Source organism: Pseudoalteromonas sp. AS71 (genome assembly GCF_038900275.1).
Classification (GTDB): Bacteria; Pseudomonadota; Gammaproteobacteria; order Enterobacterales; family Alteromonadaceae; genus Pseudoalteromonas.
On sequence record NZ_JBBMQZ010000026.1, the window covers coordinates 40,348 to 64,064 of the forward strand.

General features: G+C 37.8%; 18 protein-coding genes and 1 pseudogene. 10 read left to right on the forward strand and 9 right to left on the reverse strand.

The features are described from left to right. Position 1: 1 nt before the first annotated feature. The 4 genes from WNY98_RS17505 to ndk all read right to left on the reverse strand — a co-directional run bounded on the left by WNY98_RS17505 (position 2) and on the right by ndk (position 4,579). Positions 2-871, reverse strand: a complete 870-nt coding sequence (locus tag WNY98_RS17505; protein WP_076924990.1) for a RodZ domain-containing protein — start codon at positions 869-871, stop codon at positions 2-4. Next, a complete protein-coding gene (pilW, locus tag WNY98_RS17510) occupies positions 868-2,721 on the reverse strand; it encodes a type IV pilus biogenesis/stability protein PilW (protein WP_342878541.1) in 1,854 nt (617 codons plus the stop codon). The genes WNY98_RS17505 and pilW overlap by 4 nt, the downstream gene beginning before the upstream one ends. A 126-nt stretch (positions 2,722-2,847) precedes the next feature. Further along, entirely contained in the window at positions 2,848-3,978 is a 1,131-nt protein-coding gene (locus WNY98_RS17515; RefSeq protein WP_024597874.1) for a bifunctional tRNA (adenosine(37)-C2)-methyltransferase TrmG/ribosomal RNA large subunit methyltransferase RlmN, read from the reverse strand. A 169-nt stretch (positions 3,979-4,147) separates the two neighbouring features. After that, entirely contained in the window at positions 4,148-4,579 is a 432-nt protein-coding gene (gene ndk / locus WNY98_RS17520) for a nucleoside-diphosphate kinase (RefSeq protein WP_007377442.1), read from the reverse strand. A 216-nt stretch (positions 4,580-4,795) separates the two neighbouring features. Between ndk and yegQ the strand changes: the two genes are divergently transcribed. Next, positions 4,796-6,187 carry a tRNA 5-hydroxyuridine modification protein YegQ gene (yegQ, locus tag WNY98_RS17525; protein ID WP_342878542.1) on the forward strand — a complete coding sequence of 464 codons (1,392 nt, stop codon included), beginning with the start codon at positions 4,796-4,798 and terminating at the stop codon, positions 6,185-6,187. A gap of 518 nt (positions 6,188-6,705) precedes the next feature. Further along, positions 6,706-7,578 carry a DMT family transporter gene (locus WNY98_RS17530; protein ID WP_170071601.1) on the forward strand — a complete coding sequence of 291 codons (873 nt, stop codon included), beginning with the start codon at positions 6,706-6,708 and terminating at the stop codon, positions 7,576-7,578. A gap of 44 nt (positions 7,579-7,622) precedes the next feature. On the opposite strand, the gene WNY98_RS17535 is transcribed toward WNY98_RS17530, so the two are convergent. The 3 genes from WNY98_RS17535 to WNY98_RS17545 all read right to left on the reverse strand — a co-directional run bounded on the left by WNY98_RS17535 (position 7,623) and on the right by WNY98_RS17545 (position 10,457). Beyond that, positions 7,623-8,516 (reverse strand): LysR family transcriptional regulator, encoded by an 894-nt coding sequence (locus WNY98_RS17535; protein WP_342878543.1) that lies wholly within the window; start codon positions 8,514-8,516, stop codon positions 7,623-7,625. A 368-nt stretch (positions 8,517-8,884) separates the two neighbouring features. Further along, a complete protein-coding gene (locus WNY98_RS17540; protein WP_342878544.1) occupies positions 8,885-10,177 on the reverse strand; it encodes a type II toxin-antitoxin system HipA family toxin in 1,293 nt (430 codons plus the stop codon). After that, positions 10,167-10,457, reverse strand: a complete 291-nt coding sequence (locus WNY98_RS17545; protein ID WP_294121406.1) for a helix-turn-helix transcriptional regulator — start codon at positions 10,455-10,457, stop codon at positions 10,167-10,169. Before WNY98_RS17545 ends, WNY98_RS17540 begins: the two co-directional genes overlap by 11 nt. A 488-nt stretch (positions 10,458-10,945) precedes the next feature. Between WNY98_RS17545 and WNY98_RS17550 the strand changes: the two genes are divergently transcribed. The 5 genes from WNY98_RS17550 (at position 10,946) to WNY98_RS17570 (ending at position 15,115) form a co-directional block, all read left to right on the forward strand. Further along, positions 10,946-11,143 carry a hypothetical protein gene (locus WNY98_RS17550; protein ID WP_342878545.1) on the forward strand — a complete coding sequence of 66 codons (198 nt, stop codon included), beginning with the start codon at positions 10,946-10,948 and terminating at the stop codon, positions 11,141-11,143. A 79-nt stretch (positions 11,144-11,222) separates the two neighbouring features. After that, positions 11,223-11,540: a hypothetical protein gene (locus tag WNY98_RS17555; RefSeq protein ID WP_342878546.1), complete on the forward strand. Its 318-nt coding sequence runs from the start codon at positions 11,223-11,225 to the stop codon at positions 11,538-11,540. A gap of 200 nt (positions 11,541-11,740) precedes the next feature. Next, positions 11,741-12,862, forward strand: a complete 1,122-nt coding sequence (locus WNY98_RS17560; RefSeq protein WP_342878547.1) for a PD-(D/E)XK nuclease family protein — start codon at positions 11,741-11,743, stop codon at positions 12,860-12,862. Positions 12,863-12,977: 115 nt separating this feature from the next. Then, positions 12,978-13,952: a WYL domain-containing protein gene (locus tag WNY98_RS17565; RefSeq protein ID WP_342878548.1), complete on the forward strand. Its 975-nt coding sequence runs from the start codon at positions 12,978-12,980 to the stop codon at positions 13,950-13,952. A gap of 74 nt (positions 13,953-14,026) precedes the next feature. After that, positions 14,027-15,115 (forward strand): cell division protein FtsZ, encoded by a 1,089-nt coding sequence (locus WNY98_RS17570; RefSeq protein WP_342878549.1) that lies wholly within the window; start codon positions 14,027-14,029, stop codon positions 15,113-15,115. 42 nt (positions 15,116-15,157) lie between these two features. On the opposite strand, the gene WNY98_RS17575 is transcribed toward WNY98_RS17570, so the two are convergent. Continuing rightward, complete coding sequence (locus WNY98_RS17575) at positions 15,158-16,720, reverse strand: hypothetical protein (protein ID WP_342878550.1); 1,563 nt, start codon at positions 16,718-16,720, stop codon at positions 15,158-15,160. Positions 16,721-16,842: 122 nt separating this feature from the next. Beyond that, a complete protein-coding gene (locus WNY98_RS17580; protein WP_342878551.1) occupies positions 16,843-18,522 on the reverse strand; it encodes a hypothetical protein in 1,680 nt (559 codons plus the stop codon). Positions 18,523-18,781: 259 nt separating this feature from the next. On the opposite strand from WNY98_RS17580, the gene WNY98_RS17585 reads away from it, so the two are divergent. From WNY98_RS17585 to WNY98_RS17595, 3 genes and pseudogenes are all read left to right on the forward strand, one after another. Continuing rightward, the gene (locus tag WNY98_RS17585; protein ID WP_076924995.1) at positions 18,782-19,030 is read left to right on the forward strand and encodes a YfhL family 4Fe-4S dicluster ferredoxin; all 249 of its coding nucleotides are present in this window, start codon (positions 18,782-18,784) and stop codon (positions 19,028-19,030) included. Between the two features lie 215 nt (positions 19,031-19,245). Continuing rightward, the gene (locus tag WNY98_RS17590; protein ID WP_076924996.1) at positions 19,246-19,959 is read left to right on the forward strand and encodes a metallophosphoesterase; all 714 of its coding nucleotides are present in this window, start codon (positions 19,246-19,248) and stop codon (positions 19,957-19,959) included. A 394-nt stretch (positions 19,960-20,353) separates the two neighbouring features. Next, positions 20,354-23,285 (forward strand): annotated as a pseudogene (locus WNY98_RS17595) (TonB-dependent receptor). The last annotated feature ends 432 nt before the right edge of the window (positions 23,286-23,717 follow it).

Here is a 23,717-nt window from a genome sequence, read left to right on the forward strand (position 1 = left end):
ACTACTCTGCTAGTGGTAATGTAAATTTGGCTAAACGGTTTTTAGGAAATGCAGAAACATCTACAGGTTCGCCGTTTAAAGTAATGTCTACAGCGTCATGCTTACCAAGCACAACTGAAAAAGGAGGCGTTCCGCTTACGGTCATAATGTAGCCTGCTTTTTTAACGCCGAATGCTATTTTTTCGCCTTCGCCGTCGTAAATTTCAACCCAGCTTTCGCCGTTAAAGTTCATAACAATTGTACTGCTAGCATCTTCTTGGCTTGCGTTGTTAGAGGCAATAGGGGCCGTTTCTGTAACTGCTTCTGGGCTTGTTGATGTTTCACTAGAGGTACTTTGTGATTCTAATAATGATTCATCGTCAATTTCGGCTTGTTGCTGTTGCTCTGAAATACTGGGTTGAGCGGCTTGGCGCTCGCTCATTTTTGAGTTGGCAACGTTTATGTTACTCGTTTGCTCTTCAATTGGGGTGGCGTTTTGCCAAAACCATAAAGCAGATGAGCCAATAACAATCGCTAAAATTAAATAGCTGAAAAACATTAAACGGCTGTCATTAGCTTCTTTTTCAGTTCGGCGAGAAAAGCTCTGCATATTAGCGGGCTTTGTTGGCTCCGGTGGTGCTGGCATCATCGCTAATATAGGTGTGCTATCTACTTTTAATTCACGGCAGTAGTTTTTTATATAGCCTTTAACAAAAGTTATTGGGCCTAGTAATGTAAATTCATCATTCTCAAGGCGTTTAATTTGCAGCTCAGACAACTTTAACGGTGCAGCGATAGTCGCTATGCTAACGTTTGCTTGTTCTCTGTGATTTTTTAATATTTGGCCTACAGTTGGCTGTTCGCTCTGTGTTTGCGTATTTTCTTCATTCATAATGTGTATGAGTCTGGATCCACTAGTAAAAGTTTGTGCCCTGGTTTTAGTGCTATATCAGGACTTAATTTATTCCATCGCATTAATTCATCAATTAATACATGCCGCTGGGTAGCTATATCGTAAAGGGAATCACCAGCTTTAATTTCGTAATAAATATTTGGATCGTTTAGGTATATTTTACTTCCATTCATTACCCGATCCGACTCTTTTAGACCATTCCATTGGAGGAGTTTTTGTAGTTTAACATTGTATCGCACCGAAATGCTAAATAGGTTTTCGCCAACAGCAATTACGTGAAATGGCACGCGTAAAGGCGATACTTTAGGGTTAAGCATTGGGAGCTCTGTTTTTTGTACTGCCTCGTAACTTTTAAATTCAATATCGGCATCATTTTGATAGCTGCTATTTTCAAATACTGTTGTATTTTTAGTCGCTTCGTAGAATACCACGTCACTACTATTTTTTTGTGCAGTAACTGCGGGGGCTGAATTACTATAGTTACTAGTTTGCTGCGAATTAAACTGGCCTGTTTTAGGTGCACCAAACGAAATTATTGTAACTTCGTCGTCAGCTTTAGTTGGTTGCTTTGCTGATATAGCTTCTTTTTGAGGTTCGTAAGCAGGCTTTGGCTTTTCAGAAACTGCTCCTATTGAATCAGCAGAGTCGTGTTCAGTAGTAAGTGCAAGCATAACAGCCGATGTATCGGTAGGTTTACTTGGCACAACGGCTTTAGAAGTCACTACTTTAGGAACTTCCACTTTTTGAGCTGTTGCTTGTTTTGCTATCACGGCTGTTTTGTCGACTTGCTTAGTGGCCGCATTTTGGGCTGCCTCAACTTGCTCTTCTCTTGCTATAACCGGGTTTACATCTTGGTTATTTACTGTTGCGAGTTTTTTATCTGTTTTTTGCTCATTGTTTGTTACTAAGCTTGTTGAACCGTCTTGTGATGAACGTTTTTTTCTAATTACTTTTATTTTTGGCTTCGAACTAACGTGTGCGCCGCTTTCATCATTTTTTAGTTCTTTTAACTGCGCTTTACGGTATTTTTCTCGCAGTATTTCAAACTCATTAAAACGCGTTCTTTTTTCTTTTAGTGCATATGCTTCGTCACTTGTAGAATAGGTTTGTAAAATAGTGCTGGAAATTTTTTCAGCCTCTTCTATTCTGCCCATGCGGTTTTTTACAAGGTAGCTTAGCATTAATGCACGAGAAGATACTCGTCCCGTACTGTCGTAGCGTTTTAAAAGTTCACTGGCTTTGTATAAGTCACTTTTTGCGTAATACAGTGCAGCTAAGCTAATTAACGTAGATGTACGTTGAGAACTGTGATTAAGTGCTTGTTGAAAATAGCTTTCTGCATTTTCAAAATCATCAAATTCAATGGCACATAAGGCTAAATTTTCGTAGCTTTCGGCAACGCGAATATAGCTTGGTACTTCAATGGCTTTTAAAAATTGATCCGTAGCACGATCGTATTCATCGATACCACATAAAAACACACCGTAGTTATTAAGGGTATTAGGATCGTCAGGCTTTATTTCAAGTGCTTTTTGGTAGGCTTTATCAGCTAGCGGGTTTTCGCCTACTTGTTGATAGTAATAAGCAAGAGAGTAATGTACTTCAGGTAGGTCAGGAGCAAATGCTGCTGCACGTTCTAAATTGTATTTGGCTTGTGAGTTGTTACCCGTTTTTAAATACTGTAGGGCTAAAGCAATTCGTGTTCGTGCTGCGCCAGTATTGTTAATTTTATTTTCGACGACGGGTTTATTACTGCCGTTATAACTACTTTCGCTAACACAGCCACTTAAGGCAAGTGTGGATAGTGTTATAGCAAGTATAGATCGCATTACCTTATCTCTTTATTTTTAGTCCATGGCGCCTATCTTACCTAAAACCTTTAGTCTTGCATCATTTATTTAAAAATAAACAACTTAACCACCCTACGTGACTAATTCCTGTAGGGTGGCTACAGATTATGCTTGGTGGATATTAACGCTAATCGCGTTATCGTCACGCATTTTCTTTTTAGCTAAACGTTTAGTACGGTCAACTACGTCACCTACTAACTGTCCGCAGGCTGCGTCAATGTCGTCCCCGCGAGTACGACGAACAATACAGGTAACGCCCGCTGCTTGTAATACTTTTGAAAAGCGGTCAATGCGACTATTACTTGAACGCGTATATTCATTCCCCGGAAACGGGTTAAACGGAATAAGATTGACCTTACAAGGAGTGCCTTTTAATGTTTGCACTAGTGCATGAGCCTGATCGGTGCTGTCGTTAATGCCATTAAGCATAACGTATTCAACTGTTACGTCTTTATTGGCTTTCGAACCATCGATGTAACGACGACACGAGGCTAAAAACTCTTCAATAGGGTACTTTTTATTAACCGGTACTAAAATGTCACGCAGTGCGTTGTCTGGTGCGTGAAGTGAAATAGCAAGTGCTACGTCAATTTTTTCTTTTAATAAATCAAGAGCAGGCACAACCCCTGAAGTACTTAATGTTACGCGGCGCTTAGATAAACCAAAGCCCCAGTCGTCCATCATTAGTTCCATTGCTGGCACTACGTTTTTAAGATTAAGTAAAGGCTCGCCCATACCCATCATTACGACGTTAGTTACAGGGCGCTTTTCGCTATGACCATCAAGGCCTATATCTTTAGCTACACGCCAAACTTGACCAATAATTTCAGATACTTTTAAGTTACGGTTAAAGCCTTGTTGAGCAGTAGAACAAAAAGTACACTCAAGAGCACAACCCACTTGTGATGATACACATAAAGTAGCGCGCTCTTTTTCAGGGATCCATACAGCTTCTACTTCTTGGCCGCCTTCCAAAATAAGTGCGTACTTAATAGTACCGTCGCTTGCTTGTTGGCGAACTGTAATTTCTGGCGCTACAATTTCGCACTCGGCTTTAAGCTTTTCTTTAAGTTTTTTGTTTACGTTACTCATTTCGTCGAAGTTATCTACGCCAAAATGATAAATCCATTTCATCACCTGGTCACTACGAAACGGCTTTTCACCGAACGATGCAAATAACTCGCGCATTGCGTCTCGGTTTAAATCTAATAAGTTAATCTTTTTTTGCTCGGTCATGAAACAACCTCAATCGGTGACGGTGGAGATAAAAATTTACGAGGACGAATTGTACACAATTCACTCACTTTAATCATTAAGTAAAACATCATGAGTTTACTAATTAATACTTTACGTAATGACTAAAAAAGGGCCCGAAAGCCCTTTTCATTTTGTTAACGAATTCGAATTAACGAGTACGTGAACAAAGCTCTTCGTCAGCGAAGAAGTACGCGATTTCGCGAGCAGCAGATTCAACAGCGTCAGAACCGTGAACAGCATTTTCGTCGATGCTATCAGCGTAGTCTGCACGTAAAGTACCAGCTAGTGCTTCAGCAGGGTTAGTAGCACCCATGATTTCACGGTTTTTAAGAACAGCGTTTTCGCCTTCAAGAACTGTAACCATTACTGGACCAGATGTCATGAAAGATACTAAAGCACCGAAGAAAGGACGTTCGCTATGTTCTGCGTAGAAACCTTCAGCTTTCTCTTGTGAAAGGTGAACCATTTTAGCTGCAACGATTTTAAGGCCAGCAGACTCGAAACGGTTGTAGATAGCGCCAATGTGGTTTTTAGCTACTGCATCAGGTTTTACGATTGAAAAAGTACGTTCTAAAGCCATCTTTATGCTCCAATAATTTTAAGTAAAAGTGTGAATATTAACGGGCGCGAATTATACGCGTTTTAAGTGAAAAATCCTAATTTTATTAAAAACCAGTTTGATTGCAGTTTTGTGATCTCGATCAAATGTAAATTGCTAATCGAACTTATACTGCCGCGCTTATAAATTAATTAATCATACAACTGGCTTAAACCCAGTTCGATGTATGGAGCGCACATGTTACCAACTACCTCTTCAACGCCTTTTATTCCTGAATTACTATGCCCCGCAGGCAGTTTAAAAAACATGCGCTACGCTTTTGCTTATGGCGCAGATGCGGTTTATGCAGGGCAGCCTCGCTATAGTTTGCGTGTGCGCAATAACGAGTTTGACCTAGATACTCTGCAAGTAGGCATTAGTGAGGCGCATGCGCAAAATAAAAAGTTTTATGTGGTGTCTAATATTGCGCCGCATAACGCTAAAGTTAAATCGTATTTACGTGATATAGAGCCAGTTATTGCGATGCAGCCCGATGCGCTGATTATGTCAGACCCTGGTTTAATTATGCTTGTTCGTGAAAAATGGCCTGCGATGCCCATTCACTTATCAGTACAGGCGAATGCGGTAAATTACGCGAGTGTACAATTTTGGGCAAAGCAGGGAATTGAACGCGTTATTTTATCGCGGGAGCTGTCGCTCGAAGAAATAACCGAAATACGCACACTCTGCCCAGACACCGAACTTGAAGTATTTGTACATGGCGCACTGTGTATGGCATATTCGGGGCGTTGTTTGCTCTCTGGTTACATAAATAAGCGCGATCCAAATCAAGGCACGTGTACTAATGCATGTCGCTGGGATTACGATGTAAAACCTGGTGTTGAGAACGAAACTGGCGAAATGGTACATAAAATTGACCCCAAACAGATGATTCCTACACTGGGTGAAGGCGCGCCAAGCAACGATGTATTTATTCTAGAGGAACAAGGTCGCCCTGGTGAGTATATGCCTGCGTTTGAGGATGAACACGGCACGTATATTATGAATTCCAAAGATTTACGCGCTGTGCAATACGTAGAGCAGTTAACAAAAATGGGGGTACATAGTTTAAAAATAGAAGGGCGTACTAAGTCATTTTATTATGTGGCGCGCACTGCACAAGTTTATCGTAAAGCAATAGATGATGCCGCTGTGGGTAAACCATTTGATACTAGCTTATTTAAAACATTAGAAAACTTGGCGCATCGTGGTTATACCGAAGGCTTTTTAAAACGCCATGCCCACCAAGATTATCAAAACTATGAATACGGTCACTCTGTATCAACTAAGCAGCAATTTGTGGGTGAAGTACTTGGGCGCTGCGAAAGTGGATTAGTTGAAATAGACGTTAAAAATAAATTTTGTACTGGTCACTCTTTAGAGCTTATGACACCACAAGGTAACATTACTTTTACGCTTGAATATATGGAAAACAAAAGAGGCAAAAGTATTAGCGATGCTAAAGGCTCTGGTCATATTGTAAAAATCCAGCTAGATGAGGGCATTAACTTAGATCACGCTATTTTAATGCGTAATCTTGATGAGCACCAAGATACGCGTAATCCATTTAAGCAACCTAGGGCGTGTTGATCTTTGTGGATTGAAATTTGTTCAATCTAGGGACGATTTAATCGCGGCACGAGGTTTGTAACCTAGTGGGCTAAGTAAAAACCGAGCAACAAAGAGTTAATCGTCCCTAGAAAGAACCCAAAGGGCAGCGCATGTTTGGTATTTATGCTGCGTTATCGCCTATTCATGGGGAATAACCACACTACATAGGCTCTGCCTTGCCTAAAAACCAAACATACTGCTGCAAATTCACCCACGAAAGGTCAACACGCCCTAGTTAGCCTCTTCAGTAACTGCTCAAAGCTATTTTATTACCTTATATAATTTATAGAGTGGAGCTGAGCAGTTATGCCTATGACGCCCTTTACGAAAATTGCCTACCTGCATTTATGTAAATGCCATTCATGAAACCTATATTGCCAGTAATGCTTATTTATAAAATTTAAAAAGTAAATATACTAGTCTTACAAATTTAACACGTGTTGTTAAAGCGCTCAGCACAGTTACTCTATTGTTGTTTTTAAAGGAATCATTTTAGTATGTGGATAATTTTTGCATTACTCGCAACTGTTTTTTTTGGTGCTCGAGGAATAATGTACCAATGGACGTCGCAAAAAAAGATTAACCGTAATCTATTATTATTCGGTGTTTTTTTTGTAGGGTTCATAATCAGCGCGTTAGGTACTGTAATATTTGAACATACATGGTACGGCTGGGCAGATATTACGGTTGGGCTTGCTTTAGGCTTTGGATCTTTTGCGGCTAATGGATTTTTGCATAAAGGATTTTCAGTCGGAAAGGCGTCTTTAATTAGTATTCTATCGGGGCTAACGCCTTTATTTGTCCTTTTGTTTGCCTTTTTATTATGGCAAGAAACCTTAACCGTTATTCAATTAATCGGCTTTTTTATCATTTTTGGCGGTCTTTATATTATTCGCTACTCCAGCGATATCTCATTGAGTAATCTACAAGGTGCGCAATGGGGATTATTGGCTGCTCTGTCCTTTGCATTTAATGATTTAATGGGTAAGCAATCAACACTCCTTGAGGCAGATACATTCGCCACTTTAACGTCGATGTTCGGGTTTGGTAGCTTTCTCTTTGCTATTAGTTGGTTAGTAAAGCGCAAAAAAATGTTAGCAGAGCAAGGCGTTTCTCAAGGGCACTGGTCTGCTGGTAAAACGTTCTCGTGCGGGTTGCTTATTGGTTTAACGAATGTAGCAGGCATGGTTGCAATAATATCGGCCTTTGCAATTGGTAACACGGGGCTAGTGTCGGCAATTTCGGGGATGAATATTTTAATTATTTTATTGTACTCACGCATCATCCTAAAAGAGTCTTTTACACGCCAAGAAGTTATAGGATTAACAACGGCATTTTTAGGTGTAATTGTACTAAGGCTTAGTTTTTAAAAGTCGAATGAGCTTAACCACTTTGCTGTAAAAAGCATACACTGCTACATATTAGTAAAGTGTTGCAGTGTATGCTCTATCAGTAAACGCACTCGATAAGGGATTTGTTTTCTGTCGCGATAAAGCATAGAAAATGGCTGCCCTTTGCTTTGCCAATCAGGAAGAATGCGTTTAAGCTTTCCGGCTTTAATAAGTGGTAATGCTATATAATCAGGGATGTAGCTAATACCCACACCAGACTCAACGGCTTGTTTCATCATTTGAATTTCATCAACTTCCAAACGAACATGTGTGTTTGGATTAAGACTGTACTCTTCGCTCGTTTGCTGATTGTTTAATTGCCACGGAACCAACCCAACGCACGTGATTTTTGGGTGCTGCTCTAATTGTTTAGGATGAGTGATGGATTGATAATCATGGTCAGGGTGAGCACAAAGCACATTATGAGTAAGTTTAAGCTCTCTAATAACCCAATTATCAATGGCAGGGTTTCTTACTCTAAATGCTATATCAATCCCTTCTTTTTCAATATCAATAAGGTTGTTTGAAAAGCGTAAATCTAGTTGAATATCGGGATACTGCAGTAAAAAATCACAAAAAATATCACTTAAAAAATGTTTACCCATGTAAATGGGGGCACAGATCCTAATTTTCCCTTTAGGTTGGTCTTTTTCATCACAAAGTGCTTGCTCGATACACTCTGCTTCGTCAAATAACTTGCGATAGCGGTCGTAATATAACTCGCCAGTATGCGTTAGCGTTACTCGATGGGCATCTCGATTGAGTAGCGTTAATTGAAGAGCTTGCTCTAATAGACGTATTCTGCGGCTTAAGGTTGATAGTGACATATCAAGATTTGCTGATGCTTTTTTAAAGCTACCTAGTTTTACTATGGTGCAAAAGTAACGTAAATCATCGAGAGAATAACTAGCTGCCATCAGAACTACTTTATTGTTTAGGATGTAGGCAATATTAACAGCGACGCTTTAAAATTTCATTAGAGATTAAAGGGGGGAGAACTGAAATTAGGCAATCAAATTTTATGTGATTTTAATTTAATAACTCTTAAATAAGGGGACTGGTAAATAACGTAACTCAATCTGTTCATCTAAATAAATTAAAAGTAGTTTTAAATCGTTCTTGTTAGAGCCGTCGAAATTGATTTAGAAATGTTGATTAGAAATAAAATTGCCGCTGTCTTTTTAGTAGTACAAATAAAACGATACTTTTAAAAATTAAAACCTCGGCGCTAGTAAAGTAAGCAGCGAGGTTTTATAAATAGCTCAATATTATTAGCTTTATACAATTAACGACCCGTTAAATGCTTATTCATGGCGTACGTGTTATCAAGCTGTTGCTCTATTAAATTAATCGTTTTTTTATTTACGTCTAATGCTTTAGCTGTGTCTTTAAAGTTTAAAATAATCTCTGCTATTTCAGATATTATAACTTGTACTTGTTTCCAGTTAGCATAACCGGCCGCAGAGGCCAGCTTTTGAATCGCTTTTAGTGGCGGGTTTTTTCCAAATCCAGCAAACGAAGTAGCATGCTCGTTAAAAGGATGAGGACTAAAGGTTACATCATAAAAAGGGGCTAAATCCCACTCACCAGAATCTTCTTGTAAAAAAGCCCAGTTTTTACTGTGGTCATCTTGATTACAGCTAAATAAATTAAACATAGCCCGACGAAATTGTAATTGCCCTGCAGCAGGTGATTTGCATAAAACACGGCTCGCTTTAATTAAATCCTCATAATCTAATGTAGGTGTGCGAAAATCAGCATCTAGCAAGCCGCATGCACTGTGCATATGTTTGCAGCCCATTTTATCACCCATTAATTTAAACCTATCGAATCGTTTTAAGGCAAGCCATTGCTTTGCACCGGTCCCTACTGGGGCGGGTACCAGTAATCTTTGAGGAGGGTTTAATCCCGCTTGTTCAGCTAAATCCAAATACACAGCTTCACATAACCCTTCCTCATGTCCTAAAGCGAGGTTTTTGGATGTAAATTTTATTAACCAAGCATCATCATTTGTTTTAGGCTTTGTTCTACATTCTTGTATATTATTGTTAGGAAAATAAATTTGAGCTTTAGGGCGTGCACCGCCGGAGCTACCAGCAGCCACTAACGCAGAAAGTACTTCTTCTGTTTGTCCGTCAAATATTGCTTGGGCTTGTTGACCTAATGTAGCAAGACCAGCTTCATCGTCATTTGTGCCATCATAATGAGTTTCAGGTGTAAACGATAATGCGCCCATAGCCGAATGGCCAATAAAAGATAAGCGGTCCATAGCGGTAACAAAGTTAGGCATTATATTATTTTGTCTGAAGACACGATCCTGCAGTAGTAACCCCCACCCATCAGGTAAACAATCAGAAAAGACTCCATGCAATCCATTATGTGGGCTTTTAGGTGCTAACTGAACATCTCTATTGAAGGTGAGTGAGAATGGCGAAAGATTACCGTATGTGTCTAAATAGCCTTGATCGAATTGAAAGTAAACACCTTGCCTATTTTGAGCAAGGACACCAACCATTAACTCTGATGAATCTGATAGTGTACGTTTTACTTCTAGTTTTTCTATTGGTTTAAAGGCCATTGTTTAATACCTGATCAATAGACGTTGGTGCATTCTTACCTTGAGTTGGCGCTTTTGTTAATTCATATAAACGAGTTAAGTCGTCGAGAGATTGCCATAAAAGTAATAGCTGCCTGAATGAAATGTGCCCTGTAACCTCAAACTTTTTTATTGTAGAAGCAGGTACCGTACTTTTTTTAGCTAACGCTTCGCGTGACATATTTGCTTTTTTGCGGCGTTCTTTTAGATGCTCAGCAAAAGCTAGCTGCACATCACCTTCGCTTAATAATAAATAATTAATAATAGAACCTCCAAAAAGACACGTGTGTATCTAAAATGGATTTTAAATAGGATTAATGGATACTATAATGTCTATTTTATTAAGAGTAAAGCATTTAAAATGTGTTAATGCCGAGCAAAGTCGATACTGGCTAATCTCATTTAGGTTCTCTAAACAATAGAATGTAAATCAAATTAAAAGCGTCAAAAAATTAAAACGCATATTAGCGTTTTTTTACTCCTCATCATAAAGTGCCTTTTAGGGATCATTAAGTGGCATTTAAGGCCTTAAAGTGACTTATTGGTCACTTTAACTACCATCGGTTATATCCATAAGTTAAGTATCGTTTTTACTTAATCTATTTTCTTAGCTTGTTTATTTGTCCTTAAAGCAAAGCGGCCAATTCTGCGGCGCATTTTTAGTGTAGTCATTTTTATAATGCCAAAACTCATATTGTGATATTTTAAAAGTCTGATGCAGTAAATGTAGGCTTAAATTAGGCTCTTGCTATGAACATTTGTGATGATATTTTTGAAACTGTATTAGCGTTAAATAAGCCTAATAACAGCGAAGCTGACAGTGATTATAACCTCAACTTAAAAGAGGTTAATTGGGCTCACTACCTCAGTATTTCAACTAATGAAAAGTTAGTTCTTTTAGAAAAGCTTGGCAATTTTGATTTAGTAAAATCGCACTTTAAAATATGATACTCAAAATGTTCACTTAATCGCAGTAACAAACACCAAAATAACTAAAAGTTCAGGCTTAAGAGTTACAAATTGTATTATGACGCGCTTTGATTCGGTATATACCCCAACGGGTACTGCTGATCATGTAATGTTCAAACAAATACTCGCGAGTACAAATGTCCTGATTACAGATTTTCATAAAGGGGGGAGTGATGGGCGTTTTTGGAGCTCAAGAATTAACACCGCATTCGAATTAGGGCACTTTGTGTACTCTTTAGATCGTGAAAAAAATGAAATTTTTCATGCTACTGACCTAAAACATTTCAATGCTCATATTCACTCAATGGAAATTAAATACTCAGACCCACAGAAACTTAGGCTAATTATAGCTGATAGGTTAATTGATAATATTTAAAGTGACGCGTTCTATGCTAAATTGCATTATTACTTTTAAATTATTATGCACTTACAGATTTTTAAGCATCTATGTGGGTATTTTCCCCTAGCTTTGCTGGTCGACATGCAAATTAGTTAAATAAACTCTAATCTAGTTTAATACGAAAATGCGGCTAACTTGCTAAGTTAGCTAGCGGAGCAATTTTACAGGTAGCAATTATGGAAAGCCTTTTAGTCAATTTAAGAAAATACCGCCCTAGAGAAAATAATGATCCCCTTGAAAACTTTATAACAGAAGCATTTGCTTGGTTACTGCGCAGTAATAGTGAAGCTTTAAATGCTTTACTTGATTGTATTAATGAGCATTTAATTCCACCAATAGATCTGCCTGAAAGTGACGTCTATATATCTACACAAGAGAATTTTGCTAACAAGTTTCCTGATTTAGTTATCAGCTGGCAAGGGTGTACACTTGTCTTTGAGCATAAAGTGCATTCAGAGCTTCATAAAAATCAATTACAAAATTACCGAACATATGCATCTACGATTTATGATAATTATAAAGTCATTTTAATAACAGCTACTCCTTTTCAGCACGCTCAAAGTCCAGATGTAGCATTATGTTGGCAGGATATTTATCATTGTTTTAAAAACTTAGTTGAAAAAATAAGTGATGAGCATGCAAGTTGGGCAATAGAGGATTTTTTATCTTTATTAAAATCAGAAGGACTTGGACCCAGGAATCCAATGAATCGCTTCTCAATCGCTAATTATTTAGAAGCTGTACAGTTTATTGAGCAAGTAGACTCTGTTTTTAAAACGGCTCAAGAACGAGAGTGGCCACTACAAAATATTGGTATGGAGCCTGTTTTTAAGCGCCAAGGCACAGAGTCTAGGGTTGGATTAGAGTTTTGCCCTATTGTTAAAAAGAAGAGACAATGGCTGCCTGGTGTTTTCTGTGGAGTATTACTTAGTGGCGCGGACCACGGAGTGAAGGAGTTTATAAATAATGAATTAAAACTTTGTTTAGTATTTGATTTTAATCGCACGGGACAAGCACTAATTAAAAATTCAGCACATTACACTCGCTTTAAAGCTGACTTAAAATTATTAGTTGATGATTGGGAGTTTTTAGACACGGCTTTAGAGCCAAGAGCGAAATATAATAAATGGCACCCAATTGTTATTTTAAAACCCATGTTACCATTTTTTGAACATGCTGAAACCCATGAAAAGCAAGTTGATATAGTGCTAAAAATATTTTCAGAATTGCAGAAACGTCTAACTGAACAACCTAACTTTATAAAGTTAATGGAAGAGCTTACCACTACAGAGCCTTAGTTATAGTTTTTTTTTATTTCATTTAGATAGTATGACCTAACTTCAAATTAACGTTATTTTATAAATTTAAATGGCTTATTTAATGTGCGATTTATAAAGTTAAAAGATCTTTTTTATGCTGACTCATCGTCATAACTCAATTTTAGAGTTTGTACCTACAAGTCCATCAAGTATTTCAGTGAAACAACTGCAAGATGATTTATCACAATGCGGTGTAGAATTATCAACTCGTATGCTGCAACGCGATCTCCAATCACTTTACGAGCAAGGTTGTTTTGGGCTTGAAAAAGATACGCGTAGTAAACCGTATGGCTGGTCTATTAATGGGCAGTGGCTAGGCGGTAACGCAAAAATAATGAGTAGTGAAGTGGCTGAGCATTATTTATTGTTAGAGCAGTTACTACCGCAATCAGTCCCGAGTGACGTTAAGCAGTCAGTGCATATCAAAGCAGAGCAGGCTCTTAAACGTTTTAATGGTCATGTGCCCAATTGGCTTGCAACCCTTTCAAAACCTTCCTTAAAAGTGAATATCGATACTCAGTTAGTTGAGCAAATTGAGCATGCAATTAAGCACAACCGTGCTGTGAGTGCTGAGCTTTTTAGAGTACTTTATGATGAGGCACATTGGCTAAAATTTGCTGAATTGAGTTTTTATAATTTAGTTGAACAAGGTGGCGTTTTAATGGCGCAGTTTATGGTGGGGTCGCTTCACGATAAGTGCTACCAGGTGCCGGTTTATCGCATTCGCAATGTTCATATTCTGCAAAAGACACGACGTGAGCCAAGTGCCGAGCAATTAAAATCGTTACGCAGCGCGATTAACAAAGGCATGTCGCAAGAAGCGATTGAGTTAATTGTAAAAGTACCCAGTCACTCTGCGGTTAACCAAGGGTTTATTGAGCTTGGCGAGCTGACGAAAAAGCAATATATTGACGATAAAAACGTATTACTGACTTACCAAACTATTGATACTGAACAACTAACCGATGAGCTATTTCAATGTGCTCATTGGCTTGAGGTTATTAAACCTGAAAAGCTGCGGCAAAGAATTGTTCATAAGCTTAAAGCGGCTACTGCAAACTACCTTTGATTAATTTAAAGTTTAGGTGCGTCAAAAATTGACGCACTTATTTGTTATGCTCCTTTAAAAGTTAAGGAGTGATTATGTTTCAATTAATTCAACAAAATGATGGTTTATTAATCGGTGTATTTGGCATTGGTGGGTGTGGCTGTAATACGCTTAACAGTATTTTTGAACAACGCGAGTCTGAGCAGGCGCACTTGTACAGCGTTAATACCGACAAAGTGGTGCTTGAGCATACGCAAAGTGATGAAGCGGTACTTATAGGTGCAGAGCTCACTCATGGTTACGGTGCTGGAGCAGACCCTAAAGTTGGGCTGCAAGCCGCGGAAGAAAGTAAAGAGCAGCTTTTAACGCTTATTAATGGTTGCGATATCATTCTGTGTGCAACAGGGTTAGGTGGTGGTACTGGGACTGGCGCTAGCCCTTACATTGCACAACTTGCTAGTGAGCAAGGTAAACCCATTATATTTGTTGCTACATTGCCATTTAGTAGTGAAGGCGAGTTCAGAAGCAATATAGCTCATACCGGCCTAAATGATCTAAAAGAACATGCTAATGCTGTTATTACACTCCCAAATGATCAACTTATTGAAGTGCTAGGTAACGATATAGGATTATTCGATGCGTTTAAACACTCAAACCAAATACTTCATTCACTGATAAAATCATTGATAGACATGCTTTGTTTTCAAGGTTTGATCAACGTTGATTTGAATGATTTTGCCAAAATTATGGACTGCCAGGGTGATGCAGTACTAGGTGTTGGTAAATGCGATGAAGAAAGCGAGCTCACTACTGCGCTTGATGGTGCACTCAATAACCCGTTAGTTAATCAAGTTGATATGTCATCAAGTACCGGTGTAATAATACAAGTAAATTGCAAAGATGAAATTTCACTGGGTAATTATAACCTCATTACCGATACAGTGCGCCAGCAGGTAAGCCTAAACGCTTTAGTTATTTGTGGTGTTTCAAAAATTGAAAACTTAGCAACCAATTATGAGCTACTGGTTATTGCTACGGGCGCGAGTTCAAAAATGATACTTGATGACACTACAAATGAGTCAAGCTCTAAAGTAGTCGCCACTAAGCCAAAAGCATCTGATATTTTTGATATCCCTGCTTTTATAAGAAATCAATCTGCACCACCTAGTAAAAGCTCTTTATAGGTTTTGTAAGCAAAGAAAAAGTTGTATTGCAATATGTAAGCGCTACTCTAATATTTCCAAAGGGCGGCTCTTTTTAAGCTTTTGGGTTTGCTGAACTATATTACCCCAGATAGTGGAATAAGCACTTATTGTGCTTTTAACTTTGACGATAAATGTATTTGAATTATCAAATTTAAAAAATGACTTTTTTGTCGTTTTGTTTTTTAACTTAGCCTGGATTTTTACTTCTTTAAGTATTTCCTTCTCAAATAGGGAAAAGTTTTTATAAAGTGCCTTAATATCAGTGTCATATATTTTATTCGAGTGGTCATAATGTTTACTCATCGGATCGTGGTCTGAAACAGAGTGATGAAGCATTTTTTTAGACTCAATTTCAGCAATTGTTGATGACCCAATTTTTTTAGTTAGCACTTCTTTCATATGTGATTTTAAAAAGCTGCGCAGTAGTGTTGGAAATGCTCCGGCTGAGCCTTTTATATTTATGTTATCTCGCGAGGCCGCTACCATGTTTTTTGGTGCATGATACTTAAGTGCTCGGTTTAAACTCTCTTTACTAATGGGTTTTGAGTCGTCTTTAACCTTGCAAAATAAGTAGGTGCGGTTTATGTCTGGGTTTAATTTTAACTCTTGTTGTATTGTTTTTTTCATCTCGGGTGTGAGTTGTATTTTAAACTCTTTTTGGTTTTTCATAGCACCGCGAGTGGTATGAGTTGTTTCAGGAAACGTTAAAAATTTAGGATTATCTAAATCATCTATATACGATAGACGAAGGTTGCAAATATTTATGGGTCTTAGCCCAGTAAACATCATCAGTAGTACCGCATTTATTAATGTATTATTTTTAGCTGTTTTTAGGTTTATGTATAGCTGAGAAATTAGAGATATATCAGTATATGCCTTACAAGGAATAGGCTTCGCCGTTCTAGAAGATATATAATTATTGTCTACTTCTAGGAATGGATTAGTGCCATTATTATATTTATTTTTTGCGAACACCCACAGCTTTTTCATTTGCTCGCATAGCTTAGCCACATGCGGACCACTTTTCTCTGTTAACAGTTGGTCAAGCGTTGCTTCTATTATCTCAGGCGTAATAGTTTGAAATAACGTATTTTTACCAAAGGCATTTTGAATTGCATTAAGGTAAGAGGTGTATGTTGTTACTGTGGTTTCAGCTAACTTGCTAGGGCTATGCTTATTAATTGACTGTAAGTTTTCTATTTGTTTGCTCACTACAAATTCAAATGTGTGACTAGAGGTGTTCTTTTTGTATATTTCAGCTGCTTTTAATTTCGCTGCTGAAAAACTCATATTATTAGAATCACCAAGCTTTGTGTTTTTTATTCCATGTTCTTTTTTAAAATGAGTAAAAAATTTAATAATGCCATCATGCTGGAATACAATTCTTATTTGATCTTTAAGCTGATACTTTGAAAGTCTTCTTCCTTTTTCTTGCGCCAATATAATAGTCGCAAGACTGGCTAGCTCTTCCATTGACTCGTCATTGTACGGTGGCTTAAATGCATTAAATTCAGCCATGCAAAGGTCACGACTTTCGATCGTAACCTCACATGGTTTTATTGAATTTAATACTGATGTTGCCATTAATAGAAAAACCTTAAAAAAGTTAAAATCATCAAATAATTGACGAGGTATCGCTCTAATAAGGCAATGATATGAAATTAATTTTTTTTACAAAAACTTTGGTAAGTCGAAATTAAACTTTTTTAATTATTTTTTGCTTTGGCTTTGGCTTCTTGGTCACTTAAATACCTCTCAACGACAGCTCTTCCCTCTGCTGTTAAGATCAAATCTTTTGCTACTCTACTCGTATCACCAAGTGGCTGATTAATGAAGTTTACATAACCGCGCTTGTAAACTAGATGTGCTTTAATCCTATCTCTCAAGGCTTTTTTATCGTTATTTTCTTTTAGGTTTTTAGCCTGTTTACTCTGCATTCCTGTAAGTCTTAGCTTCTGATTTTCAAGCTCTTTAGCTCTTTTTAAAATACTGGCTTCATGAATTTTGAATACATTAAATTTGAGCTTTGTTGAAGTGCCAAATAGTTCTTCAGATTTATCATAGTTTAAGCCGTTTGGATCGTCTTCTTTTCTTAGGTGATGAAGCGCGAGTCTTGTGAGTTCCTCAGCGTGTTTAAAATGATAGCCGTTGGTAACCATAATCGCTTTTGCGTTGGATTTAAAAAAACTTCGGCACATTGTGCAAAATGCACCTGCAGATCCTTTCATTACAATATTTCTTTTATCTCCTTTTACTGCATCAACAGGGGAGTAATCTTTGATGATTTTGTCCAGCGACCTTTTAGCAAATGGTTTGTTAAGATCGCGAGGCTGAAGAAATATGTGAACAGGGTTACAGTTAGGGAGCGCATTTTCCATCCAGGCTCTTTGCTCTAAAATAATGGCGCGCATGGCTTTGGTTAAGGGCAGCTTATATTCTTTTTGGTTTTTCATTTCTCCACGAACCCCAACAACAGATGCGGGAAAGGTAATTAATGTTGGGAAGTCGATACTATTGAGCCACTCCCACTTCATTTGTGGAATATTGATAGGGCGTATGCCTGTTAATATCATAAATCGAGCAGCATTTTTCTGATGTACATTAGGGGCTGCTGCGAGGTTTATCCATAATTCAGCTATCGAATCTAAGTCTGTATAAACTTGGCAAGGACGAGGGCTTTCTACACGGTCAGATACGTAAAAGTCATCGATATCAGCTGCTGGGTTTTTACCTGAGTTAAATTTGTTTTTAGCAAATCGCCATACTCTTCTAATTTGTGCAAAAAGCTCGATTGCTTGGTTATTGGACTCTGCCATGATAATTAAATCTACAATTTTTTCTAACTCTCCTGCTGTAAGAGACTGGAATGCACGCTTAAGCGGAAAATGATGCCTAAGCTTTTTTATTCTACATTGATATGTTCTGAGCGATGAAGCTGCAAACTTGGTGGGTGCGTTGTTATGGCGCTCTATTAGACTTTGTTCATAAGCATCAAACACTGTTTTAATATTATGATTATTTAAAATGCCATATTTCATTTGTTCAGTGAGCTTACGCGCTTTTGCTATTGTTAATTCAGGTGCTTCACCTAACTTGGTATTAGCTATGCCAGATGATTTAGGGAAGTTAGAGTAGAAAATAGCAGCGCCAGACTTGGTGAAAATTAGTCGAATATGGTGTTGCGCTTCGTATTTCGATAACCTTTTAGTCCTACTAGGTTTAAAGCCTTGTTTATAAGTGCTTTTTTCTTCAAAAAATATGATGTGTTGAGCCAGCGTAGCACACCGATTTATGTGCTGCATAGAAAATGGCGGTTTGAGCTGGTTCCATTCTAGTTTTGCTTTCGTATATTGAGCTTTGTTAAGCGTTGATAAAGAGTACTTCACTTTGTTATAACCTATATAAATAAAGGCCTCGCGGCGATTTTTATTGATTGAGATCAACAAAGCAACAGAGAAAAATAGGCATAATTCGCGGCTGTAATTTACACCTAAAAATAAAATGGTGTGTTACGAATGTGTGCTACGATTAAATAAAAAATAAAGGTTTTTTATTGAACTACACTTGTATGAAAAGTAGTCAAAAAAAATTTCATTTAAATCTATGTTTATGTTTTATAATGATTTTAATTGAAGGGGCTTAAAAGTGGCTTTACTCATAAATAGTAAATGCATTAACTGCGATATGTGTGACCCAGAATGCCCTAATGAGGCTATTTATATGGGCGCGAAGATATACCAAATTGATCCCCAAAAATGTACTGAGTGTGTGGGGCATTACGATAAACCTACATGCGTAAGTGTATGTCCAATTGACTGCATAAAGCCCGATCCTAATAAGCGTGAAAGTTTAGATGAGCTGGCTGATAAGTTTGTGCTGTTGACTAACTTATAACTTGTTCAGGTATTTTGCTAAGCCGCTTTTACTATAGGTTAAAAGCACTACCTACATTACTTATTTAGCTTGCAGCTAAAGCCCGCTGTCATGCATTTTTAGTTTCAATCAAATCTCATTACCTTCATTAATTATCAACTATATTGTGTTACCTTAAGGCTTTATAAACTCAAGTATTAATCTAAGTTTTAGATTGCATTCTATAGGAGTCTATTTTGGATATAGGTATTAACGCTATTCAGGCTGTATCTTCAAAACGAACAATATTTATTAATGATGAGTGCCGAGTATTTGTAATTGGCGATCTTGATGGTGATTTACCTGCCTTAAAAAACGCACTTAATAACGTAAATTTTAACCCTGAAAGAGATACTTTGTTTTGCCTAGGCGATTTTGTTGATCGCGGGGATAAAACATATGACTTATTTACATACTTACAAGCCATTAGGGCATGTATGATATTAGGTAACCATGAGCATTTAATGTTGGAATCATTATTAAGTAATGATAAAGCGGCTTTTAAATTATGGACTGACAATGGTGGCAATTGGCACAAGTCGGTATCGAGAGAAAAGCTCAGTGTTATGTGCGATGAGTTACTAACTAAACCGCTTTCAATAGTACTTGAATATCGCGGCTATAAAATTGGTTTATCTCATACATTTGCACAATCGTGGGATTGGGAAAATTACCCTGATGATAAGTCGGTGATTGTCCAATCTCTATTGTGGGATCGTGAAGTAGTTAAACAAAATAAGGTAGTTAAAAGTCATGGAGTCGACTTTACAATACATGGACATAACTCAACTAAAGCACCTTTTTGGGTGGGCAATAGTTACCATATAGATACCAATTATCTAGGAGGAAAGCCTACACTCTTAGAACTTTCAGAGGTTATTGCTTCGCTTAATAAATCCAACGCTATTTAGCATTGTCACTTTTCAAATATTATCCGGCAGTTTTTCTTTTTAAAGTATAAACTGCCGACTACCGCATCAAATTACCCCCTTCGTTTTTTGTATACACTTAATGATGATTTGTGCGCTGTAGTTATTTCATTAAGCTATTAAATACCACAAAGCCGCTCTTAGTTTTTTAATTGAGAGCTGCTCTGATGTATGGGTTGGATTTTAACTTTCATTTAATAGGTATAAATACTATTAAATGAGACATTTATTTAATTTAATATTGTTGGTTAACAAACGGTTAAGTTTGGCTGTGTAAGATTGGGTGCAATTTTTGCCATTACGTAAATAGTTTACGTAAAAGGACTAACTTCTCGCTTTAGTTTTACGAGCAGATTTAAATGGAACAGCCTCTCACATGATAGCAACAAGTATAAACTCTTTTCCTTTTTCAACGTTTTGTAAGTCATCACTTTATATATCAATATTTTCTGCTTTGGGTTCTACGTGTGCTTTTGCAGCGCAAGAAAACTCGCAGCACACAAAAGATATGGAAGTAATAGAAGTACGTGGTATCCGTTCAAGCATGGCCGAAAACTTAGATGTAAAACGTATGTCTGGCTCTGTGGTTGATGCAATTACCGCTGAAGATATTGGAAAATTCCCTGATAAAAACGTTGCAGACTCTCTTCAGCGTTTACCCGGTGTGGTAATTGAGCGTGACGGCGGAGAAGGTTCATCAGTTAGTATTCGTGGTTTATCGTCAGAACTTACCTTTACACAGCTTAATGGTAATTTTATTGCGTCTTCCCCGGGGGAGCCTTCGCGTTCGTTTGATTATGCTTTGTTACCGTCTTCAATGATTGAAAGCGTAGAGGTTTATAAATCGCCAGAAGCACGCTTAGATGAAGGTGGGGTTGGTGGTACTGTATTAATGCATAGCCGAAAACCTCTGAGTATGGATGCAAACTCAGGTGTATTTAATGTAGAGAGTACTTACGCTGATGTTACAAAAGAGTACGAACCGCAGTTTACGGGTTTATATTCATGGAAAAATGACGACGAAAATTTTGGTATATTAGTTGGTTATACATATCAGGAGCGAACAAACAGAACGCTTTCGGGCGGTACTGATGCCAATGTGTGGCGCTATACTGGCACTGGGCAACCTACAGATATAAACGGTAACGCAGTTGATAACAATAATGGTTGGGATGTTATTAATGATGCAGGCGGTAATAGTTACGATGGTGTTTGGTTTCCGCAAGTTGTGCGAGGTTCAGTTCTTAACGAAAAACGTGAGCGCGAAGGAATTCAATTTAGTACGCAATGGCGACCAACAAATCGTTTAGAGCTTGGATTTAATTACTTTGGCTTTACACTCGGTCAAGACAGAACAGAATCTGTGATTGATATACCTGAGTGGTCTTTAAATTCTGATTTTTTAACTGATGTAAATCTTGATGAATCGGGAACTACTGTTACTGTTATGCAATACGATGCAATACGATGCAATGGCAAGCGGAACTGAAAGTGATATGCAGTTTCCGTGGATGCGCGGCAGTTATGTACGTGAAGAATCTACCTCAGATACTTTTGATTTTAATTTAACCTATGAAGGCGATAATTTTAAAGCGCGTTTTGTTGTCGGTAATACAAAATCAGAAGGGGGGCCGGAAGAAAGCTGGGAAGCCGCATATAAAAGCTCAAACGCGGGCGAAAACGCAGCCACTATTCAAAATGCAGCTCAAACGGCAGGCTGGTCACTCAACCAAAACAATGTGTCACTTAATATTGACCCTAATACATTAACTAACTTACAAAATGGAATTGGAGGCGGTCGTGATGCGGGCTCTTCAAACTCAAGTTTTGTACGCAGTGAGCTTGAGGAAGATTATTACCAAGCTGATGTGGATTTTTATGTTGATTGGGGCTTTTTAAAAACAATTAGAACCGGTGTTAAATACCGTAACTCAAGTCTTCATCGTGAAACTGGTAATACTTTCTTTTTAGATCCCAATTTCAACATAGCTGCAGGCGAAGCAAGCGAGCAAGGTATTACGCGTTTTGATAGTTACCAGTGGAATGGCGGTATGCCGTTAGCTCAAAATGTATTTACAAGTGAGAGCAATATAGTACGCGGGTTTGATATAAACCAAATGCCAAGTATCGATTGGAACAAATATCGCGATATGGTCACTGCTAATTATGTACCTTATACACGTATTGAAGATAACTTTGTTTACGATATAGAAGAAAAAATATCTGCTTTTTATATTCAAGGCGATTTTGAGTTTAGTGAAGTAAGAGGTAATTTGGGCGTGCGTGTTGTGCAAACAAAAACACTTACTTCATCTACTGACTTATATACCTACCAATTAGATCACACAAATGACGAAACAGGCGAGCCAGTAACGGGTGACGCACGCTTTGTAGAAGACTATCAATTAGTCACTCAAAAAAACAAAGACACTCAAATATTACCAAGCTTTAATATAGCGTGGGATGCAACCGACAATTTAGTTATTCGTGGGGCAATCGCAAAAGTAATGTCTCGTCCTGATTACAGCGATTTAGGTGCGCAGCAGCGTATTACATTTGTATCGGATGAATGGGCAGATGATAGAGCTGCATTTAATGAACAGCCAGGTTTTAGCGGTAGTGGCGGTAATAAAAACTTGAAACCATTTGAATCAGTTCAAGCAGATTTATCTATTGAGTATTATTACAGTGAGGGTTCTGCTGTTGGATTGGCACTTTTTCATAAGAAAGTAGATAACTTTGTTGTGCCACTGGTAATAGATGCAGAGCAAAACTTTGCCGGTAAAAATAATATAGTAGATGCAGGAACCATTAATATAGCTCCGTATAGTACTGTGGGAAATGGTACCGATGCAGTATCTAAAGGCGCGGAGATATTTATTCAGCATGCGTTTGATAATGGTTTTGGTTTTTATGCAAACTACACCTATAACAAAACCAACAAAGCAGATGTAACAGTAAATGGTGAAGAGTTTGGTCAGTCAGCATTAATAGGTAGTGCAAAGTATCAGTACAACACCTCTGTTTATTATGAAGGTGACGCTTTTAATGTGCGCGCTTCATATAACAAACGAGGGGAGACAGTATTAGGTCTTAATAGTGGGTTAAATGTATATCAAGATCCGTACGAGCAAGTTGACGTTAATGCATCGGTTAATTTGTATGAAGGGCTAAGCTTAACAGCTGCTGTTATTAATTTAACTAAGTCGGAATCGGTAACGCGTTTAGGTGATGATACAGATGCACGATTACTTAACTCGAGCTATTCGGGTAGGCGCTATTACGCAGGCTTTAATTACAGCTTTTAATTAATGACATACGCAATATTTTATCGAAAGCCAACTGACTAACTTTAGTTGGCTTAACCTAACAGAGCTAAATAGTATAATTTTATGTATGCATATAGTTTTGCCGCTCATACATAGATTATTTAATAGGCAGGAAAAGCGTCGCAGCCCTTTATTTGTATAGCTTTCATACTAAATTCATTTAATTGTCAAAAAGCTGAAATAAAACATTGACCCCCGCTCGAATCTCCCTATAATGCGACCCCACTGAGACGGGAAACGCCAACGCATAGCGAGGCAGGAACAACTCATAGAGTTAAATAAAACTTCGGTTTTAAATCTTCCAAAAGAAAGTTTAAAACAAAGTGTTGACTCTAAAAATAAAGGGTGTATTATTCGCATCCCTTGAGACGCTAAAGCGACTCAAAACGTTCTTTAACAATATAAAGCAAT